We start from the raw sequence: 25,884 nt of genomic DNA, 5'->3' as shown, positions 1-25,884 counted from the left end.
TCATCCGGTTGACCGGCCGGGGAAGGGCGGCGACCGGTGCCACAATGGCGTGAGGCCCGTCCGGACACCGGCCGGGACCGACGGAAGCGACGGGAAACGGCGATATGACGATGACAGAGCGGGACGACGTGACCGCCACCGACGGGGACGGCGGCGGGCACGGGGAGCACGGGGCGGCCGGCGTCCGCGGCGCCCTCGGCAGCGGCCGCGCCTTCGCCCTCATGCTCGTGATCACCGGCGCGGCGGGCCTCCTCGCCGCCTGGGTCATCACCCTCGACAAGTACAAGCTGCTGGAGGCCAAGGCGGAGGGCACCACCTTCACCCCCGGCTGCAGCCTCAACCCCGTCGTCTCCTGCGGCAACATCATGGAGAGCGACCAAGCGTCCGTCTTCGGCTTCCCCAACCCCATGCTGGGCCTGGTGACCTACGGCATGGTGATCGCCATCGGCGTGGCCCTGCTGGGCGGCGCCCGCTTCCCCCGCTGGTACTGGCTCGGCCTGAACGCCGGCACCCTGTTCGGCGCGGGCTTCTGCATGTGGCTCATGTACCAGTCGTTGTACGTGATCGGCTCGCTCTGCCTGTGGTGCAACCTCGCCTGGGTCGCCACCATCGTGATGTTCAGCTACGTCACCGCGCACAACATCCGGCACCGCCTCCTCCCCGCGCCGGACGGCCTGCGCCGCGCGGTGGCGGAGTTCCACTGGGTGCTGCCGGTGGTCTGGATCGGCACCATCGGCATGCTGATCCTGACCCGCTGGTGGGACTTCTGGACGAGCTGAGCCCCGGACCGCCGGCTCCGCAGGCGCCGGCCGCCGCCCCCGCGCCCCGTCACCCCGCCCCGGCGGTGACGGGGCGCCGGTGCGCCGCCGCCCCCCGAACCCGGCCGGGACGGTGTTGTCGGCGCGGTGCCTTAGGGTTTCCGTCGTGGAGCCCGACCTGTTCACCGCCGCCGCCGAGGACCGTCAGAGCAAGGACCCGGCGAGCAGCCCCCTGGCCGTACGGATGCGCCCGCGCACCCTGGACGAGGTGGTGGGCCAGCAGCATCTGCTGCGGCCCGGGGCTCCGCTGCGCCGGCTCGTCGGCGAGGGGGAGGGCGGCCCCGCGGGCCCGTCCTCGGTGATCCTCTGGGGCCCGCCCGGCACCGGCAAGACCACCCTCGCGTACGTCGTCAGCCAGGCCACCAACAAGCGCTTCGTCGAGCTCTCCGCGATCACGGCCGGGGTGAAGGAGGTGCGGGCCGTCATCGACGGCGCCCGCCGCGCCTCCGGCGGCTACGGCAAGGAGACCGTGCTCTTCCTCGACGAGATCCACCGCTTCAGCAAGGCACAGCAGGACTCCCTGCTCCCGGCCGTGGAGAACCGCTGGGTCACGCTCATAGCCGCCACCACCGAGAACCCGTACTTCTCGGTCATCTCCCCGCTGCTCTCGCGCTCGCTGCTGCTCACCCTGGAGCCGCTGACCGACGACGGCCTGCGCGATCTGCTGCACCGCGCCGTCGCGGACGAACGCGGGCTCGGCGGAGCGGTCTCCCTGACGGCGGACGCGGAGAACCATCTGCTGCGGATCGCCGGCGGCGACGCCCGCCGCGCGCTCACCGCCCTGGAGGCCGGTGCCGGATCGGCCATCTCGCAGGGCGAGAAGGAGATCACCCTCCGGGCCCTGGAGGAGGCCGTCGACCGGGCGGCGGTGAAGTACGACCGCGACGGCGACCAGCACTACGACGTCGCCAGCGCCCTCATCAAGTCCATCCGCGGTTCGGACGTGGACGCCGCGCTGCACTACCTGGCCCGGATGGTCGAGGCGGGCGAGGACCCCCGGTTCATCGCCCGGCGGCTGATGATCTCCGCGAGCGAGGACATCGGCATGGCCGACCCGACGGCCCTCCAGACCGCCGTCGCGGCGGCCCAGGCGGTGGCGCTGATCGGCTTCCCGGAGGCGCGGATCGCGCTGGGCCAGGCGGTGATCGCCCTCGCCCTCGCGCCCAAGTCCAACGCCGCCTACCTCGCGATCGACGCGGCCCTCGCGGACGTCCGGGCCGGGCTGGCCGGCCCCGTTCCGCCGTATCTGCGGGACGGCCACTACAAGGGCGCGCAGAAGCTCGGCCACGCGCAGGGCTACGTCTATCCGCACGACGTCCCCGGCGGCATCGCCGCGCAGCAGTACGCCCCGGACGCCGTCCACGGCAAGCGGTACTACGAGCCGACGCGCTACGGAACGGAGGCCCGCTACGCGGACGTCGCCGAGCGGGTCCGGGCCCGCCTCCGCGGCGAGGCCCCGCCGCGCCCGCCGGAGCGTGCTCCGGCCCGGCCCCCGGCGGAGGGGCGCCCGGCGAAGACCGGGGGAGATCCGAAGCGGGCCGGGGAGCCGGAGAAGACCGGGGGAGCACCCGAGAAGCCCGGGGGAGAACCCGAGAAGCGCGGGCAGGAAGCCGAGAAGCGCGGGCAGGAGCCGGAGAGGGCGGCGGATCCGGAGAAGGGGAGCGCCGGATAACCGGCGCATCCCCTCGCGGCGGGCTGCCGGGAAGCGCCCTCGACCGAGGGCCGCCGACCGGGGCAGGATGCTCCCATGACCGCCCCCGCCCCGGCCTCCTTCGGCCCTTCCCGCCCCGCCGACCAGGGCGTCGACGCGTCCGGTGTCCTCGCCTTCCTCGACGCCCTCGAAGCCGCCCCCGGGATCGAGCCGCACAGCCTGATGATCGTGCGGCACGGGCACCCGGTCGCCTCCGGCTGGTGGGCGCCGTACACCGCCGAGCGTCCCCATCTGCTGTATTCGCTCAGCAAGAGCTTCACCGGGACCGCCGCCGCCCTGGCCGAGGCCGAGGGCCTGCTCGACTTCGACGCGCCGGTGGTCTCGTACTTCCCGGAGTTCGAGGCCGGCATCACCGATCCGCGCAGTCGTTCCCTGCTCGTACGGCATGTGGCGTCCATGGCGAGCGGCCACCGGCGGGACACCGTCGACGAGGTCTACCGGCGGGACCCCGCGGAGCCCGTCCGGGGATTCCTGCTGCTGCCGCCGGACGAGGACCCGGGCACGGTCTTCGCCTACAACCAGCCCGCCACCTACACGCTCGCCGCGATCGTCCAGCGCGTGACCGGGCAGTCGCTCACCGGCTATCTGCGGCCCCGGCTGCTGGACCCGCTGGGCGTCGGGGAGGTGTTCTGGCGGCGCGACCGCACGGGCCGCGAGCTCGGCTTCAGCGGACTGCACGCCGCCACCGAGGCCGTGGCCCGGCTCGGGCAGCTGTATCTGAGCGACGGGGTCTGGCAGGGCCGGCGGCTGCTGCCCGAGGGGTGGGTGGCCCGGGCCACGCGCCCCCGCACACCGACCGCCGGAGCCATTGGCGACGCGGACTGGCGGGATTGGGGCCACGGCTACGGCTATCAGTTCTGGATGTCCCGGCACGGCTACCGGGGCGACGGCGCGTACGGCCAGTTCTGCCTGGTACTGCCGGAGCAGGACGCGGTGATCGCGACGACCGCGGCGACGGAGCGCATGCCGGAGTTCCTGAACCTGGTCTGGGAGCACCTGCTGCCCGCCTTCGGCCCCGCGCCGCTGACCGGCCGGGAGGCCGTCGACGCGGAGCTGCGGGACCGGCTCGCCCGGCTCGCGCTGCCGCCGGCCCCGGGCCGGCCCACACCTCCGGAACGGGCCCGGGACTGGGCGGCCGCCGAGTTCACGTCCTCCGGAGAGGCCGGACCGGTCCGGGCGGCCCGGCTCGTCGGGGACACCGGCGGCTGGACGCTCACGCTCACCGGGGCACGGGACCGGCCGGAGCGGCCGGACCGGCTCGACCTGCGCCTCGGCGGGGAGGGCTGGACGGTGGCCGGGAAACCCGTCCCGACCGCGGTGAGCGGCGGCTGGACCGATGCCGGCACGCTGGCCGTGGAGACGGTGTTCCTGGAGACCCCGCACCGCCTGGCGCTGACCTGCTCCCTCGCGGACCGGACGGTCACCGCGCACTGGCGCACCCAGCCGCTGCACGGCGGCCCGCTCACCTCGCTGGGCGCCCCGCGCGACCAGGCCTGAGCCCGGCCTGAGGGTGGTGAGAATGGTGCGGGGCGCCTTCCGGTGCGCGGGCGGCTCCGGCCTCCCGGTCGGCGCCCGGGGCCGTCCGGCACAGCGAGAAGCTTCCGCCCCGACCCGACGGGAAACCCCGGGCGACCGCGCGCCCCGCGTACCGCCGGCGTCCGCGGTCGCCCGGGGTCGCCGGGGCAGCGAGAAGCTCCCGCTCCGACCCGGCGCGGAACCTTCGCCCCGGAGCGAACCCCGGCCGGGGATTCACGCCCGCAGGCCCCAGGCGTCCGCGGTCCACTCCCTTCCGCGAGCGCTTTCCGGAAGCCGCCGCGGCCTCAGCGCAGACCGAAGCGCTGAGACCAGGCGAACACGTCGGCCGTCGTCGCGTTGCCCCCGCACACCACCAGGCCGAGCCGGGCCCCGTCGCCGACCCGCTCCAGGACCCGCCGGGCGGCGGGCAGCAGACAGCCGGCGGCCGGTTCGGCCCACACCTTGCCGTGGTCGGCCAGGTCCAGCGAGCCCCGCACGGCCTCCCGGTCCGGGACCACGAGAACCTCGGTGACGAGGGCGGAGACATGGTCGTACGTGAGCTGCGACACGGACGGGGCGCTGAGCGTGGAGACGATCGACGACAGGGCGACCGGCCGCGGGCCGCCCGCCGCCAGCGCCTCGGACATCGCCTGCGCGCCCTCGGTCTCCACACCCCACAGCCGCACCCCGGGCCGGCTCGCCCGCAGCGCGGCGGCGACACCCGAGATGAGAGCGCCGCCCCCGATGCTGACGAGGACATCGGTCAGCTCACCGGCGTCGGCGGCGAACTCCAGCCCGACCGTGCCCTGTCCGGCGATCACCACCGGGTCGTCGAACGGGTGGACCAGGGTCAGCCCCTCCTGCTGGAGCCGCGTCATGAGCGCGAAGGCCCCGTCCATGTCGTCGGTCAGCCGCACCGACGCGCCGGCCGCCTCGGAGATCTCCACGGCACGGGCGGGCGCCGAGCGCGGCATCACCACCGTGGCCTTCACGTCGAGGGCCGCGGCCATGACCGCGAGGGCGATCCCGTGGTTGCCGCCGCTGACCGCCACCACCCCGGCGGCCCGTTCGGCCTCGCCCAGTGACAGCAGCTTCGCCGCCGCCCCGCGCGCCTTGAACGAGCCGGTGCGCTGCAGCAGTTCGAGTTTCGCGGTGACCGGGGCGCCGAGCAGCGCCGACAGCCCCGGGCTGTCCACGGTCGGGGTGCGCACGACGTGCCCGGCGATCCGCTCGGCGGCGGCTTCGATCTCCGAGATGCCGATCACGGCGGTCATCCTTCCGGCGCGGGGTCGCGGAACGCGCCGTGTCGAACCCTGACGCACGTCAGAGGGCCGGGTCAACGCGCCGCCGGGACGGCACGCGACCGGCGGCGGGCCGCCGCGGCCGTGCGGCCGCCAAAAGGCCTGATGCGAGGTCGTCCCGCCGCACGGCCGCACGGCCACGTGGCCCACGCGGCCGCACGCCCCGGAGCCGCCCGCTCGCCGGGGCCACCGCCGGCGTGCGGCCGTCGCCCCCGGCGCCGAGGGCGCCCGGCCCGTCCGACGGTCCCGGTCGCGCGGGCCGCGTGACCATGAGGGGTGGCGCTCCGGCCGTGTGGAGCGCCCCCGGCCCGTGCGGAGGACCGGGGGCGCTCCACCGGCTCAGACGTCGCGCCGCACCAGATGGCCGAGCAGCGACCGCAGTTCGCCGGCGGCTTCCGGGGCCAGCGGCACTCCGGCGAGCGCCGTCTCCGCGGCGGTGATGTGCCTCCGGGCCTCCGCCAGGGCCCCTGAACGGCCGCCCGCCTCCTCGATCAGCGCCGCCGCCGTGCCGGGTGCGTCGCCGGACTCCAGGAGTGCGGCGATCCGGCCGCCGCCCGGGGAGCCGAGCGCCAGCAGCACCGGGAGGGTCTTCTTCCGCTCGCGCAGATCACCGTGGACCGGCTTGCCGGTGACCTGCGGATCGCCCCAGATGCCCAGTACGTCGTCGATGATCTGGAACGCGACGCCCAGGTGGCGGCCCGCCCGGTCGAGGGTGGCGGCCGTCTCGGGGCCGGCCCCGCCGAGCACGGCGCCCAGCGCGGCCGAGCAGCCCAGCAGGGCGCCCGTCTTGTGCTCCGCCATCGCCCGGTACTCGCCGGGCCGCACCCGGTCCGGTCCCGTCCACGGACGGCGGGCGAACAGCAGGTCGTCCGCCTGCCCGCGCAGCAGGTCGCCCAGCGTCGCGGACAGCGTCCGCACGGCCCCGGCCCCAGCCGGCTGCGTGGCGAGCGTCTCGACGGCCAGTGCGAACAGGGCGTCGCCCGCGAGCACCGCCGGCCCGGTGCCGTAGGCCTTCCACACGGTCGGGCGGCCGCGCCGCTCCGCGTCGCCGTCCATGATGTCGTCGTGCAGCAGGGAGAAGGTGTGCACCAGTTCCACCGCGACGGCCGCGGCCACCCCGGCCCGCCCGGGCGCACCGGCCGCCTCGGCCCCGAGTACCGCGAGCGCCTGCCGTACGCCCTTGCCGCCGGAGGCGGAGGCCGGCGCGCCGCCGGCCTCGCACCAGCCGAAGGAGTAGGCGGCCATCTCACCGACCCAGGGGTGCAGCCGCCCCACGGCTTCGGCGAGGACGGGCCGGACCAGGGAACGGCAGCGCTCAAGGGTCCGGCGGACGTCGCCGGAACGGCCGCCGGCGTCGCAGTGCGGCTCGCCCTCCGCCACCGTGCCCGGACGGTTCGGGTGTGCGGTGGGCCGTGGAGCGGCCGCCGCGCCCCTCGTCACCGCTGGGAGCGCTGGGAGCGCTGGGAGCGCTGGGAGCGCTGTCATCGTGTCGGCTCCGTCGTCCTCGTGTCGGTCGGTATGCCCAGTTCCTCGTGGGCCCGGGCCACCATCCCGCGCACGTGCCGCAGACCGATCCGCTCCAGCAGACCGGCGAGCTCGGCCAGTTCGGCCGCCGTCTCGTCGGGGTCGCGGCCGAGCCGTGCCAGGGCCTTGGCGAGACCCAGCCGCGACAGGGCCTCCCCGCGCGGCTCGCTCATGTCGCGGAACTCCCCGAGCGCCTGTTCGTACAGCGCCCTTGCCTGCGTGTAACGCCCCGCCCGGTACAGAACGTTGCCGCGCATCTTGTGGTTGTAGGCCAGGGCGCTGGACAGCCGCATCGCCCGGCACGTCGTCTCCGCCTCGCTCAGCAGTTCCAGGGCCCGCTCGGTGTCCCCGTCGCGCACCGACACCACATCGGCGAGACCGCGCAGCGCCCAGGCGTGACCGCGCCGGTCGTCGGCGCGGGCGGCGATCTCGGCGGCTTCCTCGAACAGGGAGTAGGCCGAGTCGTAGCGCCCGGTGTTGCGGTGCATCTGCGCGATGCCCTCCAGCGCCCACACCGTGTGCCGCGCCTCCCCGCGGCGCCGGGCCTCGGCGAGCAACTGCTCGTGCAGCCGGCCGACGGCCTCGTAGTCACCCTGGATACGGCCGGTCTCGGCCAGGCCGGCCAGCGAGTAACCGCGGACGACGACGTCCCCGCCGTGTTCGCCCAGGTCGGCTGCGAGCTGGAGCAGCCGCCGGGCCAGTGGGAGCGCGCCGCGCTGCCGGGCCAGCGTGCCGCCGCTCCACAGTGCCCAGGCCATCGCCGCGACGTCCCCGGCCTGCCGCGCCGCGCGGTAACTGGCCTTCCAGGCCCGGTCCGCGTCCTCGACCCGGCCCAGCCGGCGGTGCGCCTCGGCCACCGCGAGTCCCGAACGCGCCGCCTCCCCGTCCCGTCCGGCGCGCTCGGCCGCGTGCAACTGCTCGGTGCCGACGGCCAGGACGTCGGTCAGTGAGGAGTTGACGGACAGGGCGCTGAGCGCGCCCTGGTACTCCGGGGCGAATGCCTTGCCGTACATCGATGCCTCTCGGTTCGTATGCACCTGATGTGCACACGGCATGTATACATGCCATGTATACACACGGTGTATAGAAGGATGGAAAGCGGCCCCGGCCGCAAGGGCCAGGGCGTCACCTGCTGATGTGACTCCGGGCGCGGAAGCCGGCCGCGCAGGAGAGCATGAATCGGTGTGACCGACTGAGCCAACAAGCTCGGTCCGTTCACGGCCGAGAAGTTGACTGCCGGCCGGCCTTGCGCGGTGCCGCTCCGCCCGGCCGGACACCGCTTCTCCCGCCCCCCTCTCCCGCACGGCCGGGATCCACGTCACCGCCGTGTACGGAGGGCCGGGGAGCCCGGGCCGGGTCAGCCCCGGCCGGCGGTGGACGCCACGGTGCGGCGGGAGCCGGTCCGGCCGCGCTGCCGGCCACCGCCGGCTGCCGCGACCGCCGGGGCCCGCGGCCGGACCGCAGCGCCGTGGGCGACGGACCCGCCGGTCGCCGGGCATGCCCTTGGCTTCCCTGCTAGTCCCCGTCCGCGGCGGCGAAGAGGGTCCCCAGCGCGCGGCGGAGTTCTGTGACGTCCCTCACCGGTTCCGGGAAGTCGAAGCGGGCGTCGAAGACGGGTTCGGCGCCCTCCGTGAAGCGGACGCGCAGCCCGAAACGGTCCAGCGAGAGCGGTACGCCCCGGCCGCGCGCGCCGCAGACGCGGTCGGCCCGCTCCCCGAGCAGCCGGCACAGCCCGCGCAGCGCGTCACCGTGCGCGGCCGCCAAGTGCTGCAGGATCTCCGCCTCTTGGGCTGCGAGGGGATCCGCCCGGGCGGCGGCGAACGCGTCCGGTTCGACGGCTTCCGCACCCCAGAGGTCGTCCACCGCGGCCTCTCCGACCTCCAGCCGCAGCACCGTCCGGGTGGCCGGATCACCGCCGGCGGGCCGGATCTCGGGGTGCGGTGCGGCGAGCAGGGCCAGCGCCTCGGCCCGCTCCCGGCCCCGGAGCCGCGTCAGCCAGCCGCCGAGCCACGCCCGGCCCCGGATACGATGGGGTACGGCGACGGGCGCGACGTCCGCGATCTCGATCAGGGCGGTGAGCTCGTCGTCCTGCGCGTGGGCCGCGGCGCGAGCCGCGGGGGAGTCCCCAGGCATCAGCAGCAGCACGTCCCCGTCCGCCGTGACGGCGCGTGCCGTGGGCGCACCGGCGCCCCAACCGCCCGAGTCCGTGCCCGGAATGACCAGCGCGGCGGAGGCGTTCGACTCCGCGAGGGTACGTACGCGTTCGGCGGCCACCGGCTGCCGGGCGTCTTCCCAGGGGCGCGGCTGACCCGTCGTCCCGGCAGGGGCCGGCACGGATTCCGTGGAGCGGCCGGAGCCGGGCATGGGGCTCCCAGGTCGAAACATGCGTTCTCCTCCGATAAGGTAAGCCTCACCTAACTTACATGGAGGGTGTTTCCCCGTGAACCAGTCGCGTCCCAAGGTCAAGAAGTCGCGTGCCCTGGGCATCGCCCTGACGCCGAAGGCCGTCAAGTACTTCGAGGCCCGCCCGTATCCGCCGGGCGAGCACGGCCGTGGCCGCAAGCAGAACAGCGACTACAAGGTCCGGCTGCTGGAGAAGCAGCGTCTGCGCGCCCAGTACGACATCAGCGAGCGCCAGATGGCCCGTGCCTACGACCGCGCTCGGAAGGTCGAAGGCAAGACGGGCGAAGCCCTCATCGTCGAGCTGGAGCGCCGTCTGGACGCGCTCGTCCTGCGGTCGGGTATCGCCCGCACGATCTACCAGGCCCGCCAGATGGTGGTCCACGGCCACATCGAGGTCAACGGCCGCAAGGTCGACAAGCCGTCCTTCCGGGTCCGCCCGGACGACGTCGTGCGGGTGCGCGAGCGCAGCCGCGCCAAGCACCCCTTCCTCGTCGCCCGCGAGGGCGGCTACGACACCGACGGCGAGACCCCGCGCTACCTGGAGGTCAACCTCCAGGCGCTCGCCTTCCGCCTGGACCGGGACCCCAACCGCAAGGAGATCCCGGTCATCTGCGACGAGCAGCTGGTCGTCGAGTACTACGCGCGCTGACGCCCGCTCACGTCGGCCCGCGCCCGCGGAAACGTATCGCCTCACGCGGCCGCGGCCGCCGGGCGGGAACCGCCGCCTCCCCGTGCACACCGGGGGAGGCGGCGGTCCGCGTTGCGGCCCGGACGGGCCTTCCGGCGCCACGGCAAATCGGGTGCGGGGCCGTCGGCGCGAGACGCTAGGCTTCTGCCAGGTCCCGCGCCGCCGAACAGGCCGGACCACCCGGCGGACCGGCCCGCCGCCCCGCGCGCGGGGCCCCGGCCGGGGCCGGTGACCTCCCGGGGCGCAGCCGGGTCGCAGTCGTCTGAGGGAGCGGTGCCAAGGTGTCCGGTGGAGAAGTGGCCGGGATTCTCGTAGCCGTCTTCTGGGCGATTCTGGTGTCCTTCCTCGCCGTGGTGCTGGTGAGGCTGGCCCAGGTGCTCAGAGCGGCGACCCGGCTGGTGGCGGACGTCACCGAGCACGCCGTCCCGCTGCTGAGCGAGGCCTCCGAGACCGTCCGCTCCGCGCAGAGCCAGCTGAGCCGGGTCGACGCCATCGCGTCCGACGTCCAGGAGGTCACCTCCAACGCCTCCGCGCTCTCCTCGACCGTCGCCTCCACCTTCGGCGGCCCGCTGGTGAAGGTCGCCGCGTTCGGCTACGGCGTCCGCCGGGCAATCGGACGCAAGGGCGCGCCGCGGGAGCGGCGCCGCACCGTGATCAGGAGTCGAGCGGTGCCCCCGGCACGCGAGGGCGGCCGGGGCGACCGGCGAGGGAGAGGCTGACCGATGTTCCGCCGTATGTTCTGGTTCACCGCGGGCGCCGCCACGGGCGTGTGGGCCACCACCAAGGTCAACCGCACGCTGAAGCGGCTCACCCCGGAGAGCCTGGTGGCCCAGGCCGCCGACAAGGCCGTCGAGGCGGGCCACCGCCTCAAGGACTTCGCCCTCGACGTCAAGGCCGGCATGGCGCAGCGCGAACTCGAACTCAACGACGCCCTGGGCATCGCCGCCCAGGACGACCCCCGGCAACTGCCCCCGCCGCGCCGCCCGGCCGCGCTGGGCCCGACCAACCCGAACAACCGGAATGAGGACCACTGATGGAGTCGGCTGAAATCCGCCGCCGCTGGCTGAGCTTCTTCGAGGAGCGGGGGCACACCGTCGTCCCGTCGGCGTCGCTGATCGCGGACGACCCGACGCTGCTGCTGGTTCCCGCGGGCATGGTGCCCTTCAAGCCGTACTTCCTCGGTGAGGTCAAGCCGCCGTTCCCGCGCGCCGCCAGCGTCCAGAAGTGCGTCCGCACCCCGGACATCGAAGAGGTCGGCAAGACCACCCGGCACGGCACCTTCTTCCAGATGTGCGGCAACTTCTCCTTCGGCGACTACTTCAAGGAAGGCGCCATCGAGCTCGCCTGGGAGCTGCTCACCGGCTCCGTCGAGCACGGCGGTTACGGCCTCGACCCGGAGAAGCTCTGGATCACGGTCTACGAGGAGGACGACGAGGCCGAGCGCATCTGGCGCGAGGTGGTCGGCGTGCCCGCCGAGCGCATCCAGCGCCTGGGCAAGGAGCACAACTACTGGTCCATGGGCGTCCCCGGCCCCTGCGGCCCCTGCTCGGAGATCAACTACGACCGCGGCCCGGAGTTCGGCGAGGAGGGCGGCCCGGCCGTCAACGACGAGCGCTACGTGGAGATCTGGAACCTGGTCTTCATGCAGTACGAGCGCGGCGCGGGCACGGGCAAGACGGACTTCCCGGTCCTCGGCGAACTGCCCAGCAAGAACATCGACACCGGCCTCGGCATGGAGCGGCTGGCGATGATCCTCCAGGGCGTCCGCAACATGTACGAGACGGACACCCTCCGCGTCGTCATGGACAAGGCCACCGAGCTCACCGGCGTCCGCTACGGCGCCGCCCACGACTCGGACGTCTCGCTGCGCGTGGTCGCCGACCACCTCCGCACCTCCGTGATGCTCATCGGCGACGGCGTCACCCCCGGCAACGAGGGCCGCGGCTACGTGCTGCGCCGCATCATGCGCCGCGCCATCCGCAACATGCGGCTGCTCGGCGCCACGGGGCCGGTCGTCGGCGAACTCGTGGACACCGTCATCGAGACCATGGGCGAGCAGTACCCGGAGCTGGTCACCGACCGCAAGCGCATCGAGACCGTCGCGCTCGCCGAGGAGGCCGCCTTCCTGAAGACCCTCAAGGCCGGCACCAACATCCTCGACACCGCCGTCTCCGAGACCAAGAACGCCGGAAAGGCCGTCCTCCCCGGCGACAAGGCCTTCCTGCTCCACGACACCTGGGGCTTCCCGATCGACCTCACCCTGGAGATGGCCGCCGAGCAGGGCCTCTCCGTGGACGAGGAGGGCTTCCGCCGGCTGATGAAGGAGCAGCGGGAGCGCGCCAAGGCCGACGCCCGCGCCAAGAAGACCGGCCACGCCGACGTCTCCTCCTACCGCGAGGTCGCCGACCGCGCCGGCGCCACCGTCTTCACCGGCTACACCGACACCGAGGGCGAGTCGACCGTCGTCGGTCTGCTCGTGGACGGCGTGCCCGCGCCGGCCGCGCAGGAGGGCGACGAGGTCGAGGTCGTCCTCGACCGCACCCCCTTCTACGCCGAGGGCGGCGGCCAGCAGGCCGACACCGGCCGGATCCGGCTCGACACCGGGGCCGTCGTCGAGGTGCGTGACGTGCAGCAGCCCGTGCCGGGCGTCAGCGTGCACAAGGGCGTCGTCCAGGTCGGTGAGGTCACGCTCGGCGCCGGCGCGCACGCCGTGATCGACGTGGTCCGCCGCCGCTCCATCGCCCGCGCCCACAGCGCCACCCACCTCACCCACCAGGCGCTGCGCGACGCCCTGGGCCCGACCGCCGCCCAGGCCGGATCGGAGAACGCCCCCGGCCGTTTCCGCTTCGACTTCGGCTCGCCGACCGCCGTTCCCGGCACGGTCCTCACCGACGTCGAGCAGAAGATCAACGAGGTGCTGGCGCGCGAACTCGACGTCACCGCCGAGGTGATGTCGATGGAGGACGCCAAACGGCAGGGCGCCATCGCCGAGTTCGGCGAGAAGTACGGCGACCGGGTGCGCGTGGTCACCATCGGCGACTTCTCCAAGGAGCTGTGCGGCGGCACCCACGTGCGCAACACCGCCCAGCTCGGCCTGGTCAAGCTGCTCGGTGAGTCCTCCATCGGCTCCGGCGTGCGCCGGGTCGAGGCCCTGGTCGGCGTGGACGCCTACCAGTTCCTCGCCCGCGAGCACACGGTCGTCTCCCAGCTGACGCAGCTGGTGAAGGGCCGTCCGGAGGAGCTGCCGGAGAAGATCTCCGGGATGCTCGCCAAGCTCAAGGACGCCGAGAAGGAGATCGAGCGCTTCCGCGCCGAGAAGGTCCTCCAGGCCGCCGCGGGCCTGGCCTCCGGCGCCAAGGACGTCCGGGGCGTCGCTTTGGCCGCCGGGCGGGTCCCGGACGGCACCGGCGCCGACGACCTGCGCAAGCTCGTCCTCGACGTGCGCGGCCGGATCCAGGGCGGACGGCCCGCCGTGGTGGCGCTGTTCACCGTCGTCAAGGACCGCCCGCTGGCCGTGATCGCCACCAACGAGGCCGCCCGAGAGCGCGGCATCAAGGCCGGCGAACTGGTGCGTACCGCCGCCAAGACCCTCGGCGGCGGCGGAGGCGGCAAGGACGACGTGGCCCAGGGCGGCGGGCAGAACCCGGCCGCCATCGACGAGGCCGTGGCCGCCGTCGAGCGGCTCGTCGCCGAGAAGGCGGCCTGACGGCATGACGGAGGAGAGCCGGGCGCTCCGGCGCGGGCGGAGAATCGCCGTCGACGTCGGGGACGCCCGGATCGGGGTCGCCTCGTGCGACCCCGACGGGATCCTCGCCACCCCGGTGGAGACCGTGCCGGGGCGCGACGCCCCGGCGGCCCGCCGGCGGCTGGCGGCGATCGTCGCCGAGTACGAACCGATCGAGGTCGTGGTCGGGCTGCCGCGTTCCCTGAAGGGGACGGAGGGCCCGGCCGCGGCCAAGGTCAGGGCGTTCGCCCGGCAGCTCGCCGAGGCCGTCCGGCCGGTCCCGGTGCGCCTGGTCGACGAGCGGATGAGTACGATCACGGCGGCACAGAGCCTGCGGGCCTCCGGTGTGAACTCCCGCAAGGGACGCTCGGTGGTGGACCAGGCGGCGGCCGTGGTCATCCTGCAGAACGCGCTGGAGGCCGAGCGGCTGTCGGGCGCTCCCCCGGGTGAGACCGTCGAACTGCTCACCTGATCGCGATACGGTAACGTTCGCGCGAAAGTGCGATCAGAACACCGTCGCATACAAGCGGAATGAGGCGGACCGGCCCACTGCGCTCCCCACGCGCGCACCGGGAGCCGCCTTGTGTGGGCCAGGAGATCCATGACTGAGTATGGCCGGGGCCGAGGTTCCGAACCGTGGCATCCCGAGGACCCGCTCTACGGGGACCGGGGCTGGGACGGGCAGCAGACGGCGGACGGCCAGTCGTCTTACGGAGAGCAGCCGCAGCAGTACTCCGGGCAGTACCAGCAGCAGCCCCAGTGGGACGCACAGGGCGCGCCGTACCCGGGGCAGCCGTACCCGGACCAGGGCCCTCCCCAGCAGGGCTACCCGCAGCAGGGCGGGCAGCAGCAGGGTTATCCCCAGCAGGGGGGACAGCAGCACGGCTATCCGCAGCAGCAGGGGTACCCCCACCCCCAGCAGGGCGGACAGCAGTACGGCTGGGACGGCGGCCCGCAGGACACCGGTCAGGGCGGCTACCCCGCGGGCGGGCAGGGGCACGGCGGCCCGTACGGGCAGCAGCCCACCGATCCGTACGGCAACCCGTACCCGCAGCAGCCCCCGCGGCCGGGCCCCGGCGGCCCCCAGCCGTACGGCGGCGGCCACCCGCAGGAGCACCCGGAGCAGGGCCGCCGGCACCCGGACACCGGAACCGGCCCGCAGCCGCGGTACCGGCCCGCCCCGCAGGAGCAGCACGCGGGCGACGGCTGGCAGCAGGAAGACGACGGCCCCGGGCACGCCTTCTTCGAGGACGAGCCGGACAGCGCCCCCGGCCGCCGCCGGGGCCGTGCGGCCGGCCGCGATGACCGCTCCGCCCGGCGCGGCGACGGCTACGACGAGCCCGGCGGCCACGACGACGGCCATGACGACGGATACGACGACGAGGACGGTGGCGACGGCCGCCGCGGCGGACGGCCCAAGAAGCGCCGCAGCGGCGTGGCCTGTCTCTTCGTCGCCGTCGTGCTCGGCGGCGGTGTCGCGGCGGGCGGCTGGTTCGCGTACGACTTCTACCAGACCCACTTCGGCCCGGCCCCGGACTTCGCCGGCGAGGGCTCCGGCTCCGTCCAGGTCGAGATCCCGCAGGGCGCCGGCACCGGTGAGATGGGCCGGCTCCTCAAGAGCGCCGGTGTGGTCAAGAGCGCCCAGGCGTTCGTCGACGCCGCGGAGGGGAACCCCAAGGGCCTCTCCATCCAGCCCGGCGTCTACGCCATGAAGAAGGAGATGTCGGGCGACGCGGCCGTCGAGTGGATGCTCTCCCCGGAGAGCCGCAACGCGCTCATCATCCCCGAGGGCATGCGCAACGAGCAGGTCTACGCGACCATCGACAAGCGGCTCGAACTGAAGGCCGGTACCACGGAGAAGGTGGCGGAGAAGCAGGCCGCGAAGCTGGGGCTGCCGGACTGGGCCGACGACAACGAGAAGATAATGGACCCGCTGGAAGGGTTCCTCTATCCGGCGCGCTACGACGTGGGCGACGACGCCAAGCCCGAGGACGTCCTGAAGAAGATGGTCGCCCGTGCCGCGGCCGAGTACGAGAAGCTCGATGTCGAGGCCAACGCCGAGAAGCTGGAACTCGATTCGCCGCTCCAGCTCGTCACCGTCGCCAGTCTCGTCCAGGCCGAGGGCAAGACCAGCGACGACTTCAGCAAGATGGCCCGGGTCGTCTACAACCGCCTCGACCCCGGCAACACCGAGACCTACGGGAAGATCGAATTCGACTCGGCCTTCAACTATCTGAAGGGCCAGAGCGAGATCAACATCGGGATCAAGGAGATCCGCACCACCGATCACCCGTACAACACCTACTTCTACCGCGGCCTCCCGCCCGGCCCCATCGGCAACCCGGGCGCCGAGGCGCTGCGGGCCGCGATCGACCCCGAGCCCGGCGACTGGTACTACTTCGTCGGCGTCGACGGGGAGAACACCAAGTTCGCGGAGACCCACGAGGAGCACGAGAAACTCGTGGAGGAGTTCAACGCGAACCAGAAGAACAAGGGCTGAGGATGAGCGCAGCGACGACCCCGCCGGCGGACACGGCGGAAGGCGCCGCCCCGGGCGCACGCCGCGCCGCCGTCCTGGGCAAGCCCATCGAGCACTCGCTCTCCCCGGTGCTGCACCGCGCCGCCTACGCCGCCCTCGGCCTGGACGGCTGGCGCTACGACCGCTTCGAGGTGGACGAGGCCGCACTGCCGGACTTCCTCGGCGGCGTGGACGCCTCCTGGGCGGGCCTGTCGCTGACCATGCCGCTCAAGCGCGCGGTGATCCCGCTGCTGGACGGGATCAGCGACACGGCCGCCTCGGTGGAGACCGTCAACACCGTGGTGTTCACCGGCGACGGCCGCCGCACCGGCGAGAACACCGACATCCCCGGCATCGTCGCCGCCCTCCGCGAGCGCGGTGTCGAACGGGTCGGGCGGGCCGCGATCCTCGGCGCCGGAGCCACGGCCTCCTCCGCCCTCGCCGCGCTCTCCCGGATCTGCTCCGGCGAGGTCACGGCGTACGTCCGCAGCGAGAGCCGGGCGGCCGAGATGCGTGGCTGGGGCGAGCGGCTGGGGGTGCCCGTGACCACCGCGGACTGGGACGCCGCCGCCGAGGCGTTCGACGCCCCGCTGGTCGTCGCCACCACCCCGGCCGGCGCCACCGACCATCTCGCCGGGGCCGTGCCGGAACACCCCGGCACCCTGTTCGACGTGCTCTACGAGCCGTGGCCGACCCGGCTCGCCGCGGCCTGGTCCGCGCGCGGCGGCGCCGTCGTCGGCGGTCTCGACCTGCTCGTCCACCAGGCGGTGCTCCAGGTGGAGCTGATGACGGGCCGGGCCCCGGCGCCGCTGGCGGCCATGCGCGCCGCCGGAGAGGCCGTCCTCGCCGCCCGGACCAGCGGCTCCGCGCCCGCCGCGGGCTGACCGCGTCACCCGCTCCCCGTACCACGAGCTGATACGGCTGTCCGTTTGGCGGACCGGCGCCCGGTCACCGGCCCCCGGCATGGCAGGATCGACGGCGGCGGGCCGGGGCCGCGCACCCGGCCGTGCCGCCGCACACACCAGGGCGCGAGCATGAGGAGCACCGTTGAGCAGGTTGCGCTGGCTGACCGCGGGGGAGTCGCACGGCCCCGCACTGGTCGCGACGCTGGAAGGGCTGCCCGCGGGCGTGCCCGTCACCACGGACATGGTGGCGGACGCCCTGGCCCGGCGGCGGCTCGGCTACGGCCGGGGCGCCCGGATGAAGTTCGAGCGGGACGAGGTCACCTTCCTCGGAGGCGTCCGGCACGGCCTGACCCTCGGCTCCCCGGTCGCGATCATGGTGGGCAACACCGAGTGGCCCAAGTGGGAGCAGGTCATGGCCGCCGACCCGGTGGACCCGGCCGTCCTCGCCGAACTGGCCCGCAACGCCCCGCTGACCCGCCCCCGCCCCGGCCACGCCGACCTCGCGGGCATGCAGAAGTACGGCTTCGACGAGGCCCGGCCGATCCTGGAGCGCGCCTCCGCCCGGGAGACCGCCGCCCGCGTGGCGCTCGGCGCCGTCGCCCGCTCCTACCTCAAGGAGACGGCCGGCATCGAGATCGTCTCCCACGTGGTCGAACTGGCCGCCGCCAAGGCCCCGTACGGCGTGCTGCCCAAGCCCTCCGACGTGGAGCGGCTGGACGCCGACCCGGTGCGCTGCCTCGACCCGGAGGCGAGCGAGGCGATGGTCGCCGAGATCGACCAGGCGCACAAGGACGGCGACACCCTCGGCGGCGTGGTCGAGGTACTGGCCTACGGCGTCCCGGTCGGCCTGGGCTCGCACGTCCACTGGGACCGCCGGCTGGACGCCCGCCTCGCCGGAGCCCTGATGGGCATTCAGGCCATCAAGGGCGTGGAGGTCGGCGACGGCTTCGACCTGGCCCGGGTGCCCGGCTCGCAGGCCCATGACGAGATCGTCTCCACCGAGGAGGGCATCCGCCGCACCTCCGGCCGCGCAGGCGGCACCGAGGGCGGGCTCTCCACCGGCGAACTGCTGCGCGTGCGGGCCGCGATGAAGCCCATCGCGACCGTGCCGCGCGCTCTGGCCACCGTGGACGTCGCCACCGGCGAGGCCACCAGGGCCCACCACCAGCGCTCCGACGTCTGCGCCGTGCCCGCGGCGGGCATCGTGGCCGAGGCCATGGTCGCGCTCGTCCTCGCGGACGCGGTGGCGGAGAAGTTCGGCGGCGACAGCGTCCCCGAGACCCGGCGCAACGTCCGCGCCTTCCTCGACGCCCTGGCCATCCGGTGACGGGGGCGGACGCGCACGAGGGCGACGGGCCCGCACCCGGCCACGGCTCCGGCCCCGGCGGCCCCGCCGTCGTGCTGATCGGCCCGCCAGGCGCCGGCAAGTCCACCGTCGGCGCGCTCCTCGCCGAGCGGCTCGGCACCGGCTACCGGGACACCGACAGCGACGTCGAGCGGATCGCGGGCAAGCCGATCCCGGAGATCTTCTTCGAGGACGGCGAACCGCGCTTCCGCGCCCTGGAACGGCAGGCCGTCCGGGACGCGGTCGCGGAGCACCCCGGCGTGCTCTCCCTCGGCGGCGGCGCGATCATGGACGAGGAGACCCGGAAGCTGCTGACGGGGCTGCCGGTCGTCTTCCTCGACGTCGGCCTCGCCGACGCCGTCAAGCGCGTCGGCCTCGACGCCCCGCGCCCGCTGCTGGCCGTCAACCCCCGCCAGCAGTGGCGCGCCCTCATGGAGCAGCGCCGCCCGCTGTACACGGAGACCGCCCGCGCCGTCGTGACCACTGACGGCCGCAGCCCGGAGGACGTCGCCGAGGCGGTCCTCGACGCACTCGAACTGAGGCAGGCATGACGGAAACCCCCATCGCCATCGAGGTCGGCGGCACCGCCGGCACCGACCCCTACACCGTGCTCATCGGCCGGCAGCTCCTCGGCGAGCTGCCCGCGCTGATCGGCCCGCGGTCCCAGCGGGTGGCCGTCATCCACCCCGAGGCCCTGGAGGCCACCGGTGAGGCGCTCCGCGCGGACCTCGCGGGCCAGGGCTACGAGGCCATCGCGATCCAGGTGCCCAACGCCGAGGAGGCCAAGACCGCCGAGGTCGCCGCCTACTGCTGGAAGGCGCTCGGCCAGACGGGCTTCACCCGCTCCGACGTGATCGTCGGCGTCGGCGGCGGCGCCACCACCGACCTCGCGGGCTTCGTCGCCGCGAGCTGGCTGCGCGGCGTCCGCTGGGTCGCGGTGCCCACCACCGTCCTCGGCATGGTCGACGCGGCCGTCGGCGGCAAGACCGGCATCAACACCGCCGAGGGCAAGAACCTCGTCGGCGCCTTCCACCCGCCCGCCGGCGTCCTCTGCGACCTCGCCAGCCTGGACTCGCTCCCCGTCCACGACTACGTCAGCGGACTCGCCGAGGTGGTCAAGGCCGGCTTCATCGCCGACCCCGCCATCCTCGACCTCGTCGAGCGCGATCCGGAGGAGGCCCGCCGGCCCGGCGGCCGGCACACCGCCGAGCTCATCGAGCGGTCCATCCGGGTCAAGGCCGAGGTGGTCTCCTCCGACCTCAAGGAGTCGGGCCTGCGCGAGATCCTCAACTACGGCCACACCCTCGGCCACGCCATCGAGAAGAACGAGCGCTACAAGTGGCGCCACGGCGCGGCGGTCTCCATCGGCATGGTCTTCGCCGCCGAACTCGGCCGCCTCGCCGGACGGCTGGACGACGCCACCGCCGACCGGCACCGCTCCGTCCTGGAGTCCCTCGGCCTGCCGGTCTCCTACCGCGGCGACCAGTGGCCGCGGCTGCTGGAGACCATGAAGGTCGACAAGAAGTCCCGCGGCGACCTGCTGCGCTTCATCGTCCTGGACGGCCTCGCCAAGCCGACCGTCCTGGAGGGCCCGGACCCGTCCCTGCTGCTGGCCGCCTACGGGGAGGTCTCCGCATGACCGCCGGACCGCGGCACGTCCTGGTGCTCAACGGCCCCAACCTCGGCCGGCTCGGCTCCCGGGAGCCGGACGTCTACGGCTCGACCAGCTACGCCGGGCTCGTCGAGGAGTGCACCCGTCTCGGCGCCGAACTCGGCTTCACGGTCGACGTGCGGGAAACCAACGACGAGGGCGAGATGATCCGCTGGCTGCACGAGGCGGCCGACGGACGCGTCCCCGTCGTGATCAACCCGGGCGCCTTCACGCACTACTCGTACGGCATGCGGGACGCCGCCGCGCAGCGCACCGCGCCCCTGATCGAGGTGCACATCTCCAACCCGTACGCGCGGGAGGAGTTCCGGCACACCTCGGTCATCGCGGCGGTCGCCTCCGGGACCGTCGCCGGCTTCGGCCTCGGCTCCTACCGGCTCGCGCTGCGCGCCCTGGCCGACGCCGCGACCGGCTGACCGGGCACGTTCCGCCGTCCCCGGCCGTTCTGCGGATACGGCCGGGGACGGTACCGTTCGGTGGCGTTCGTTCGCACGGACGCTTCGAACACCGGCCAGTCCGCCCGCACGAGACGGAGACTCAGCGGATGCAGCACGCGACGGGGGCTCCGCTGCCGCCACCCCACGGCCCCGCCCACCCCTCCTGGGCACAGGGGGGCCCGCAGGGCCATCCGGGGCACCAGCGCGGCCCGGCGCCGCACGGCGGGCCCCCGGTGCCGCCGGGCCCGCCCGGACCGGTGCCGCCGGGCCACCGGCCGCCGCACGCCCCGCCGGGCCCGCACCAGCCGCAGCCGCACCAGCCGCCTCAGCAACCGCACCCGGGCCCGCCGCACCGGCAGCCCGCCCCGCCCGCCCCGCCGTATCCGCGGCCGGCCGGCCCGCCGCCGCACCCGGCCCCGCCCACCGGCCCGCACGGCGCTCCGGGGCAGCAGGGGCACCACGCCCCGCCGCCGTCCGGCGACGCCACCGGGCATCTGCGGCTGCCCGCCGGGGCGCCCGTCCCCGCGCCCGGCGGCGGGCCGGGCACGGCCGCACCCGACGCGGCCCACGCCGCCGTGGCGGTGCTGCTGATAGGACCGGCCGGCGCGGGCAAGACGACGGTCGCGCGGCACTGGGCGGACAACCGGCGGGTGCCGACCGCCCACATCAGCCTGGACGACGTCCGCGAGTGGGTCCGCTCCGGCTTCGCCGACCCGCGCTCCGGCTGGAACGACCACTCCGAGGCGCAGTACCGGCTGGCCCGCCGCACCTGCGGCTTCGCGGCCCGCAACTTCCTGGCCAACGGCATCTCCTGCATCCTCGACGACGCCGTCTTCCCCGACCGGCCCGCGATCGGCCTCGGCGGCTGGAAGCGCCATGTCGGGCCGGGGCTGGTGCCCGTGGTGCTGCTGCCCGGGCTGGAGATCGTCCTGGAGCGGAACGCCGCGCGCAGCGGCACCCGCCGGCTGACCGACGAGGAGGTCGCCCGCATCCACGGCCGGATGGCCGGCTGGTACGGCTCCGGGCTGCCGATCATCGACAACTCGCAGTACGACGTGGCCACCACGGCCCGCGCCCTGGACGACGCCATCAGCCGCAGCCTGGCCAGCCCCCCGCAGTTCTGACGCCCCGCGCCCCGCCCGCGACCCCCCCGTCCGGACGCGTTCGGGGGGCCGGGCCGGGAACGCGCTCATAAGGTCGGAACATGTCAGAGGTGCACGCGGCCCGCCGCTCGCAGCTGCGCGACCGGTGCGCGCCGGCCGGTGAGGCCGGCGTCCTCGTCTCGCGCCCCGCCAACATCCGCTATCTCGCCGGCGCGGCTCCGGCCGGCGCCGCCCTGCTGCTGGGGCCCGGCGGCCCGGGCGGCCCGGTCGGCGACGTCCTCCTCTGCCCGCGCCCGCCGGCCGGGGACCTCGCCGAGGGGCAGGTGGCCGGCGACCTGCGGGTGCGGGTGCTGCCCGCGGGCACCGCGGACTCCGCCGCGGCCGCCGCCGGCCTCGCCGCCTCGGCGGGCGCGGAACTGCTGGCCGTCGAGGAGCACGACCTCTCCGTCACCCGGCACCGTGCCCTCGGCGCGGCCGCCCCGCACGTGCGCCTCACCGACCTCGCCCGCGCCGTCGAGCAGCAGCGGCTGGTGAAGGACGAGGAGGAGATCGCCTGCCTGCGGATCGCGTCGGAGATCGCCGACCAGGCCCTGGGCGAACTGCTGGAGTCGATCCTCGTCGGCCGCACCGAACGCCATCTGGCGCTGGAACTGGAGCGCCGCCTCGTCGACCACGGCGCGGACGGGCCTGCCTTCCCCACCTCGGTCGGCACCGGCCCCAACTCCGGTGTTCCCGGCCATTCCCCGTCGGACCGGCGGGTGGAGGAGGGCGACTTCCTCAGCGTCTGCCTGGGCGCCGAATACCGCGGCTACCACTGCGAGCTGGGGCGCACCTTCGTCATCGGCACCTCGCCGGCCCGCTGGCAGATCGAGCTGTACGAGGTGGTCTTCGCGGCGCAGCGGGCGGGGCGGGAGGCCCTGGCGCCCACCGTGGAGTACCGCGAGGTGGACCGGGCGGCCCGGCAGATCCTGGACGCGGCCGGGTACGGCGGCGGGCAGCCGCGGTGGACGGGGCACGGGGTGGGGCTGGAAATCCACGAGGACCCCGAGCTGTCCCCGGCCGCCATGGGTAAACTGGACGCTTGTGTGCCGGTCACCGTCGGACCGGGGGTCCAGCTCCCGGGCCGGGGCGGTGTCCGGATCGACGACACGCTCGTCGTCCGTCCCGAGGCGGACGGCGGACCTGAGCTACTCACCATCACGACCAAGGAACTGCTCGCCCTGTAGTCGTGCCCGGCGGCCGCGCGTTCGTATTCGCCGTCGGTGCCGTGGCCGCTGTAGCCTGCGCAACGCCCTTGGTTCCATCAGCTTCAGTCCAGGAGACACCTCAACCGTGGCATCCACGAACGACCTCAAGAACGGCATGGTGCTCAAGCTCGACGGCGGCCAGCTCTGGTCCGTCGTCGAGTTCCAGCACGTCAAGCCCGGCAAGGGCCCCGCCTTCGTCCGCACCAAGCTGAAGAACGTGCTCTCCGGCAAGACGGTCGACAAGACCTTCAACGCCGGCGTGAAGGTCGAGACGGCCAGCGTCGACAAGCGCGGGATGCAGTTCTCGTACAAGGACGGCGACGACTTCGTCTTCATGGACTCGGAGACCTTCGACCAGATCTACATCTCCCCGGAGACGGTCGGCGACGCCGCCAACTACCTTCTGGAGGGCTTCGACGCCGTCGTGGCGATGTACGAGGGCAGCCCCCTCTACATCGAGCTGCCCGCCGCCGTCGAGCTGACGATCGAGTACACCGAGCCGGGCGTGCAGGGCGACCGCTCCACCGGCGGCTCCAAGCCCGCCAAGCTGGAGACGGGTTACGAGATCGGCGTCCCGCTCTTCATCACCAGCGGCGAGAAGATCAAGGTCGACACCCGCTCCGGTGAGTACCTCGGCCGGGTGACGGGCTGACCGTGGCTGCCCGCACCAAGGCCCGCAAGCGCGCCTTCCAGATCCTCTTCGAGTCCGACCAGCGCGGGGCGCCCGTGCGCACGGTGCTCGCGGACTGGCTGCGGCTCGCCCGGACCGACGACCGGCAGCCGCCGGTCAACGAGTACACCCTGCAACTGGTCGAGGGGTACGCCGAGCACGCCCGTCACATCGACGAGCTGATCGGCACCTACTCCGTCGGCTGGACCCTCGACCGGATGCCCGTCGTCGACCGCTGCCTGCTGCGGCTGGGCGCGTACGAGCTGATCTGGGAGGACGACACACCGGACGCGGTGGTCATCGACGAGGTGGTGCAGCTCGCCAAGGAGTTCTCCACCGACGACTCGCCGGCCTTCGTGAACGGTCTGCTGGGCCGCTTCAAGGAGCTGAAGCCGGGGCTCCGCCGGGCCTAGCCCCGGACCCGGGCCCGGACCCGGAGACAGGCACCCCGGCCCGCGCGGCGCCGAGCCGCCCGGGGAGCCGCACACACCGCAGGACCGCACCCGGCCCGCGGCGCGAAGGGAAACGGACTTCCGCCGCGGGCCTGGTGCGTTTCCGCGCCGTGCTCTAGGTTCACCGCATGCCCGAGCATGATCACGACAACTCCGGGCCGGTGGCCGCCGGCACGGGTGGCGGCCCCCTGGCCGCCCGGGTCAGGATCGGCTACGGCCTCGGGTCCTTCGCCACCGGCACCTTCGGGACCGTCCCGGGCCTGCTGCTGCTCTACTACCTCACCGACATCCTCGGCGTCACCGCCGGCCTCGCCGGCCTCCTCGTCTTCCTGCCCAAGGCGTGGGACGTCCTGCTCAACCCGTGGATCGGCAGCCTCTCCGACCGCACCGCGCACCGCTGGGGTCCGCGCCGCCCCTGGATGCTGCTGGGCGCGCTCACCATGCCGCTCTGCTTCGCCGCGATGTTCGCCGCCCCGGACCTGGAGCGCGGCTGGGCCGCCGGATACGTCGCCGTGCTCTTCCTGCTGACCGCCACCGGCTACGCCTGCTTCCAGGTCCCGTACGTGGCCCTGCCCGCCGAGCTCACCGCCGACCCGGACGAGCGCGCCCGCGTCATGAGCTGGCGGGTCGCCTTCCTCGGCGCCGCCATCCTGCTCTCCGGCGCGCTGGCGCCGCTCCTGGCCGGCGCCTCCGGCGACGACCACGGCTCGCCCGGCGGCTACCGGCTGATGGGGGCCGTCATCGGCGCCGTGCTCTGCGCCGGGATGCTGGCCGCCTTCGCCGCGACGGCACGCGCCCCCGCCGTGCTGCGGGTGACGAGCGAACCCGGCCTGCGGGCGCAGCTCCGGGCGGCCCGCGGCAACCGGCCCTTCGCCCGGCTGCTCGCCGCCTTCGTCACCCAGGCCGCCGCGACGGGCCTGATGCTGGCCGGCACCCAGTACTTCGCCACGTACATCCTCCACCGGCCCTCCGCCACCAGCGTCCTCTTCGCCTGCCTGATCGTGCCCTCGCTGCTCGCGATGCCGCTCTGGCTGGCCGTGGGCCGCCGCACCGGCAAGCGCTCCGCCGCCCTAGCCGCCTCCGGCTGCTTCCTGGCCGGGGCCGCGACGGTCGCCTTCGCCCGCGAACTGCCCGGCGGGGCGGTCTACGCGGCCGTCGCCCTCGCCGGAATCGGCTACGCGGGCATGCAGATGCTGCCGCTGGCCATGCTGGGCGACGCCATCGCCGCCGACGCCTTCACCAGCGGCCGCCGCCGGGCGGGCCTCTTCACCGGCCTCTGGACGGCGGGGGAGACCCTGGGCCTCGCCGTCGGCCCCGGGCTCTACGGACTCGTCCTGGCGGCGGGCGGCTTCGTCTCCTCCGACGCCGGGCACCGGGTGGCCCAGCCCGATTCGGCGCTCACCGCGATCGTCACCGGCTTCGGCGCCCTCCCCGCTCTGCTCCTGCTGCTCAGCCTCCCGCTGCTGGCCCGCTACGACCTGACGGAGGACAAGCTGAACGCCCTCCGGGACGCGGCGACCCGGGCTGCTCCCGCACCCGCGCCGGTACCCGGAGCGGTGTCCCCCTCGGTGCCGGGGCCGGGAACGGGGCCGCGAACGGGGCCGGGGCCGGCCTCCGCGCCCGCGCCCGCCCCGCCCGGCCCGGCCTCCGGCCCTGCGCGGGACCGTCCGGCCGATGCGGGCCCCGGCCCCGAGCCGCCCCGGGGCAGCGGAGGTTCACCCGGTGAGCCGTGCGGCGGACAGGCCGCAGCGGGCCCCTCGGCGGGACCTTCCGGATGACCGTGACGCCCGCCGCCCCGCCGCCCCGCCGCGCCGGCGCCGGCCGGCCCGCGCCTCCGGGCCGCGACCCCGCCCG

At 74.5% G+C, this 25,884-nt stretch carries 23 protein-coding genes; 19 read left to right on the top strand and 4 right to left on the bottom strand.

Annotated elements, in window-relative coordinates:
- Window positions 1-104 precede the first annotated feature (104 nt).
- The 3 genes from IF83_RS0100470 (at window position 105) to IF83_RS0100460 (ending at window position 4,026) form a co-directional block, all read left to right on the top strand.
- On the top strand, window positions 105-779 hold the full coding sequence (locus IF83_RS0100470; protein ID WP_030541963.1) for a vitamin K epoxide reductase family protein: 675 nt from the start codon (window positions 105-107) through the stop codon (window positions 777-779).
- A 145-nt stretch (window positions 780-924) separates the two neighbouring features.
- Entirely contained in the window at window positions 925-2,490 is a 1,566-nt protein-coding gene (locus IF83_RS0100465; RefSeq protein ID WP_244176730.1) for a replication-associated recombination protein A, read from the top strand.
- A gap of 75 nt (window positions 2,491-2,565) precedes the next feature.
- Entirely contained in the window at window positions 2,566-4,026 is a 1,461-nt protein-coding gene (locus IF83_RS0100460; RefSeq protein ID WP_030541961.1) for a serine hydrolase domain-containing protein, read from the top strand.
- A 323-nt stretch (window positions 4,027-4,349) separates the two neighbouring features.
- On the opposite strand, the gene IF83_RS0100455 is transcribed toward IF83_RS0100460, so the two are convergent.
- The 4 genes from IF83_RS0100455 to IF83_RS0100440 form a co-directional block, all read right to left on the bottom strand.
- Window positions 4,350-5,309: a threonine/serine dehydratase gene (locus IF83_RS0100455; protein ID WP_030541960.1), complete on the bottom strand. Its 960-nt coding sequence runs from the start codon at window positions 5,307-5,309 to the stop codon at window positions 4,350-4,352.
- Window positions 5,310-5,684: 375 nt separating this feature from the next.
- Window positions 5,685-6,785 carry a polyprenyl synthetase family protein gene (locus IF83_RS0100450; RefSeq protein ID WP_394297291.1) on the bottom strand — a complete coding sequence of 367 codons (1,101 nt, stop codon included), beginning with the start codon at window positions 6,783-6,785 and terminating at the stop codon, window positions 5,685-5,687.
- Window positions 6,786-6,826: 41 nt separating this feature from the next.
- Window positions 6,827-7,882, bottom strand: a complete 1,056-nt coding sequence (locus IF83_RS0100445; RefSeq protein ID WP_037678097.1) for a tetratricopeptide repeat protein — start codon at window positions 7,880-7,882, stop codon at window positions 6,827-6,829.
- 502 nt (window positions 7,883-8,384) lie between these two features.
- Window positions 8,385-9,254: a DUF2470 domain-containing protein gene (locus IF83_RS0100440; RefSeq protein WP_030541957.1), complete on the bottom strand. Its 870-nt coding sequence runs from the start codon at window positions 9,252-9,254 to the stop codon at window positions 8,385-8,387.
- A 55-nt stretch (window positions 9,255-9,309) separates the two neighbouring features.
- On the opposite strand from IF83_RS0100440, the gene rpsD reads away from it, so the two are divergent.
- The 16 genes from rpsD to IF83_RS0100355 all read left to right on the top strand — a co-directional run bounded on the left by rpsD (window position 9,310) and on the right by IF83_RS0100355 (window position 25,808).
- Window positions 9,310-9,921 (top strand): 30S ribosomal protein S4, encoded by a 612-nt coding sequence (gene rpsD, locus IF83_RS0100435; protein ID WP_030541956.1) that lies wholly within the window; start codon window positions 9,310-9,312, stop codon window positions 9,919-9,921.
- Window positions 9,922-10,241: 320 nt separating this feature from the next.
- A complete protein-coding gene (locus IF83_RS0100430; protein ID WP_030541955.1) occupies window positions 10,242-10,679 on the top strand; it encodes a DUF948 domain-containing protein in 438 nt (145 codons plus the stop codon).
- Between the two features lie 3 nt (window positions 10,680-10,682).
- Window positions 10,683-10,994 (top strand): DUF6167 family protein, encoded by a 312-nt coding sequence (locus tag IF83_RS0100425; RefSeq protein ID WP_030541954.1) that lies wholly within the window; start codon window positions 10,683-10,685, stop codon window positions 10,992-10,994.
- Entirely contained in the window at window positions 10,994-13,666 is a 2,673-nt protein-coding gene (alaS, locus tag IF83_RS0100420) for an alanine--tRNA ligase (RefSeq protein WP_030541953.1), read from the top strand. Before IF83_RS0100425 ends, alaS begins: the two co-directional genes overlap by 1 nt.
- A 4-nt stretch (window positions 13,667-13,670) precedes the next feature.
- Window positions 13,671-14,156: a Holliday junction resolvase RuvX gene (gene ruvX / locus IF83_RS0100415; protein WP_030541952.1), complete on the top strand. Its 486-nt coding sequence runs from the start codon at window positions 13,671-13,673 to the stop codon at window positions 14,154-14,156.
- A 129-nt stretch (window positions 14,157-14,285) separates the two neighbouring features.
- A complete protein-coding gene (mltG, locus tag IF83_RS0100410) occupies window positions 14,286-16,184 on the top strand; it encodes an endolytic transglycosylase MltG (protein ID WP_030541951.1) in 1,899 nt (632 codons plus the stop codon).
- Window positions 16,185-16,186: 2 nt separating this feature from the next.
- Window positions 16,187-17,086, top strand: a complete 900-nt coding sequence (locus IF83_RS0100405; protein ID WP_037678093.1) for a shikimate dehydrogenase — start codon at window positions 16,187-16,189, stop codon at window positions 17,084-17,086.
- A gap of 163 nt (window positions 17,087-17,249) precedes the next feature.
- Entirely contained in the window at window positions 17,250-18,434 is a 1,185-nt protein-coding gene (gene aroC / locus IF83_RS0100400; RefSeq protein WP_030541949.1) for a chorismate synthase, read from the top strand.
- Between the two features lie 71 nt (window positions 18,435-18,505).
- Window positions 18,506-19,003: a shikimate kinase gene (locus tag IF83_RS0100395; RefSeq protein WP_030541948.1), complete on the top strand. Its 498-nt coding sequence runs from the start codon at window positions 18,506-18,508 to the stop codon at window positions 19,001-19,003.
- The gene (gene aroB / locus IF83_RS0100390; RefSeq protein ID WP_030541947.1) at window positions 19,000-20,091 is read left to right on the top strand and encodes a 3-dehydroquinate synthase; all 1,092 of its coding nucleotides are present in this window, start codon (window positions 19,000-19,002) and stop codon (window positions 20,089-20,091) included. The genes IF83_RS0100395 and aroB overlap by 4 nt, the downstream gene beginning before the upstream one ends.
- Window positions 20,088-20,537 carry a type II 3-dehydroquinate dehydratase gene (gene aroQ, locus IF83_RS0100385; RefSeq protein WP_030541946.1) on the top strand — a complete coding sequence of 150 codons (450 nt, stop codon included), beginning with the start codon at window positions 20,088-20,090 and terminating at the stop codon, window positions 20,535-20,537. The genes aroB and aroQ overlap by 4 nt, the downstream gene beginning before the upstream one ends.
- Window positions 20,538-20,665: 128 nt before the next feature.
- Window positions 20,666-21,682, top strand: coding sequence for an AAA family ATPase (locus IF83_RS0100375; protein ID WP_030541944.1), 1,017 nt, complete (start codon window positions 20,666-20,668; stop codon window positions 21,680-21,682).
- Between the two features lie 80 nt (window positions 21,683-21,762).
- Window positions 21,763-22,887: a M24 family metallopeptidase gene (locus tag IF83_RS0100370; RefSeq protein ID WP_030541943.1), complete on the top strand. Its 1,125-nt coding sequence runs from the start codon at window positions 21,763-21,765 to the stop codon at window positions 22,885-22,887.
- A 106-nt stretch (window positions 22,888-22,993) separates the two neighbouring features.
- Window positions 22,994-23,560, top strand: coding sequence for an elongation factor P (gene efp / locus IF83_RS0100365; protein WP_030541942.1), 567 nt, complete (start codon window positions 22,994-22,996; stop codon window positions 23,558-23,560).
- Between the two features lie 2 nt (window positions 23,561-23,562).
- Entirely contained in the window at window positions 23,563-23,991 is a 429-nt protein-coding gene (nusB, locus tag IF83_RS0100360) for a transcription antitermination factor NusB (protein ID WP_030541941.1), read from the top strand.
- Between the two features lie 167 nt (window positions 23,992-24,158).
- Entirely contained in the window at window positions 24,159-25,808 is a 1,650-nt protein-coding gene (locus tag IF83_RS0100355) for an MFS transporter (RefSeq protein ID WP_347877087.1), read from the top strand.
- Window positions 25,809-25,884 lie beyond the last annotated feature (76 nt).

Source organism: Streptomyces albus subsp. albus, assembly GCF_000719865.1.
Lineage (GTDB): Bacteria > Actinomycetota > Actinomycetes > Streptomycetales > Streptomycetaceae > Streptomyces > Streptomyces albus_E.
The sequence above is the reverse complement of the archived record's forward strand: the minus strand, read 5'-3'. Positions and strand labels throughout refer to the sequence as shown.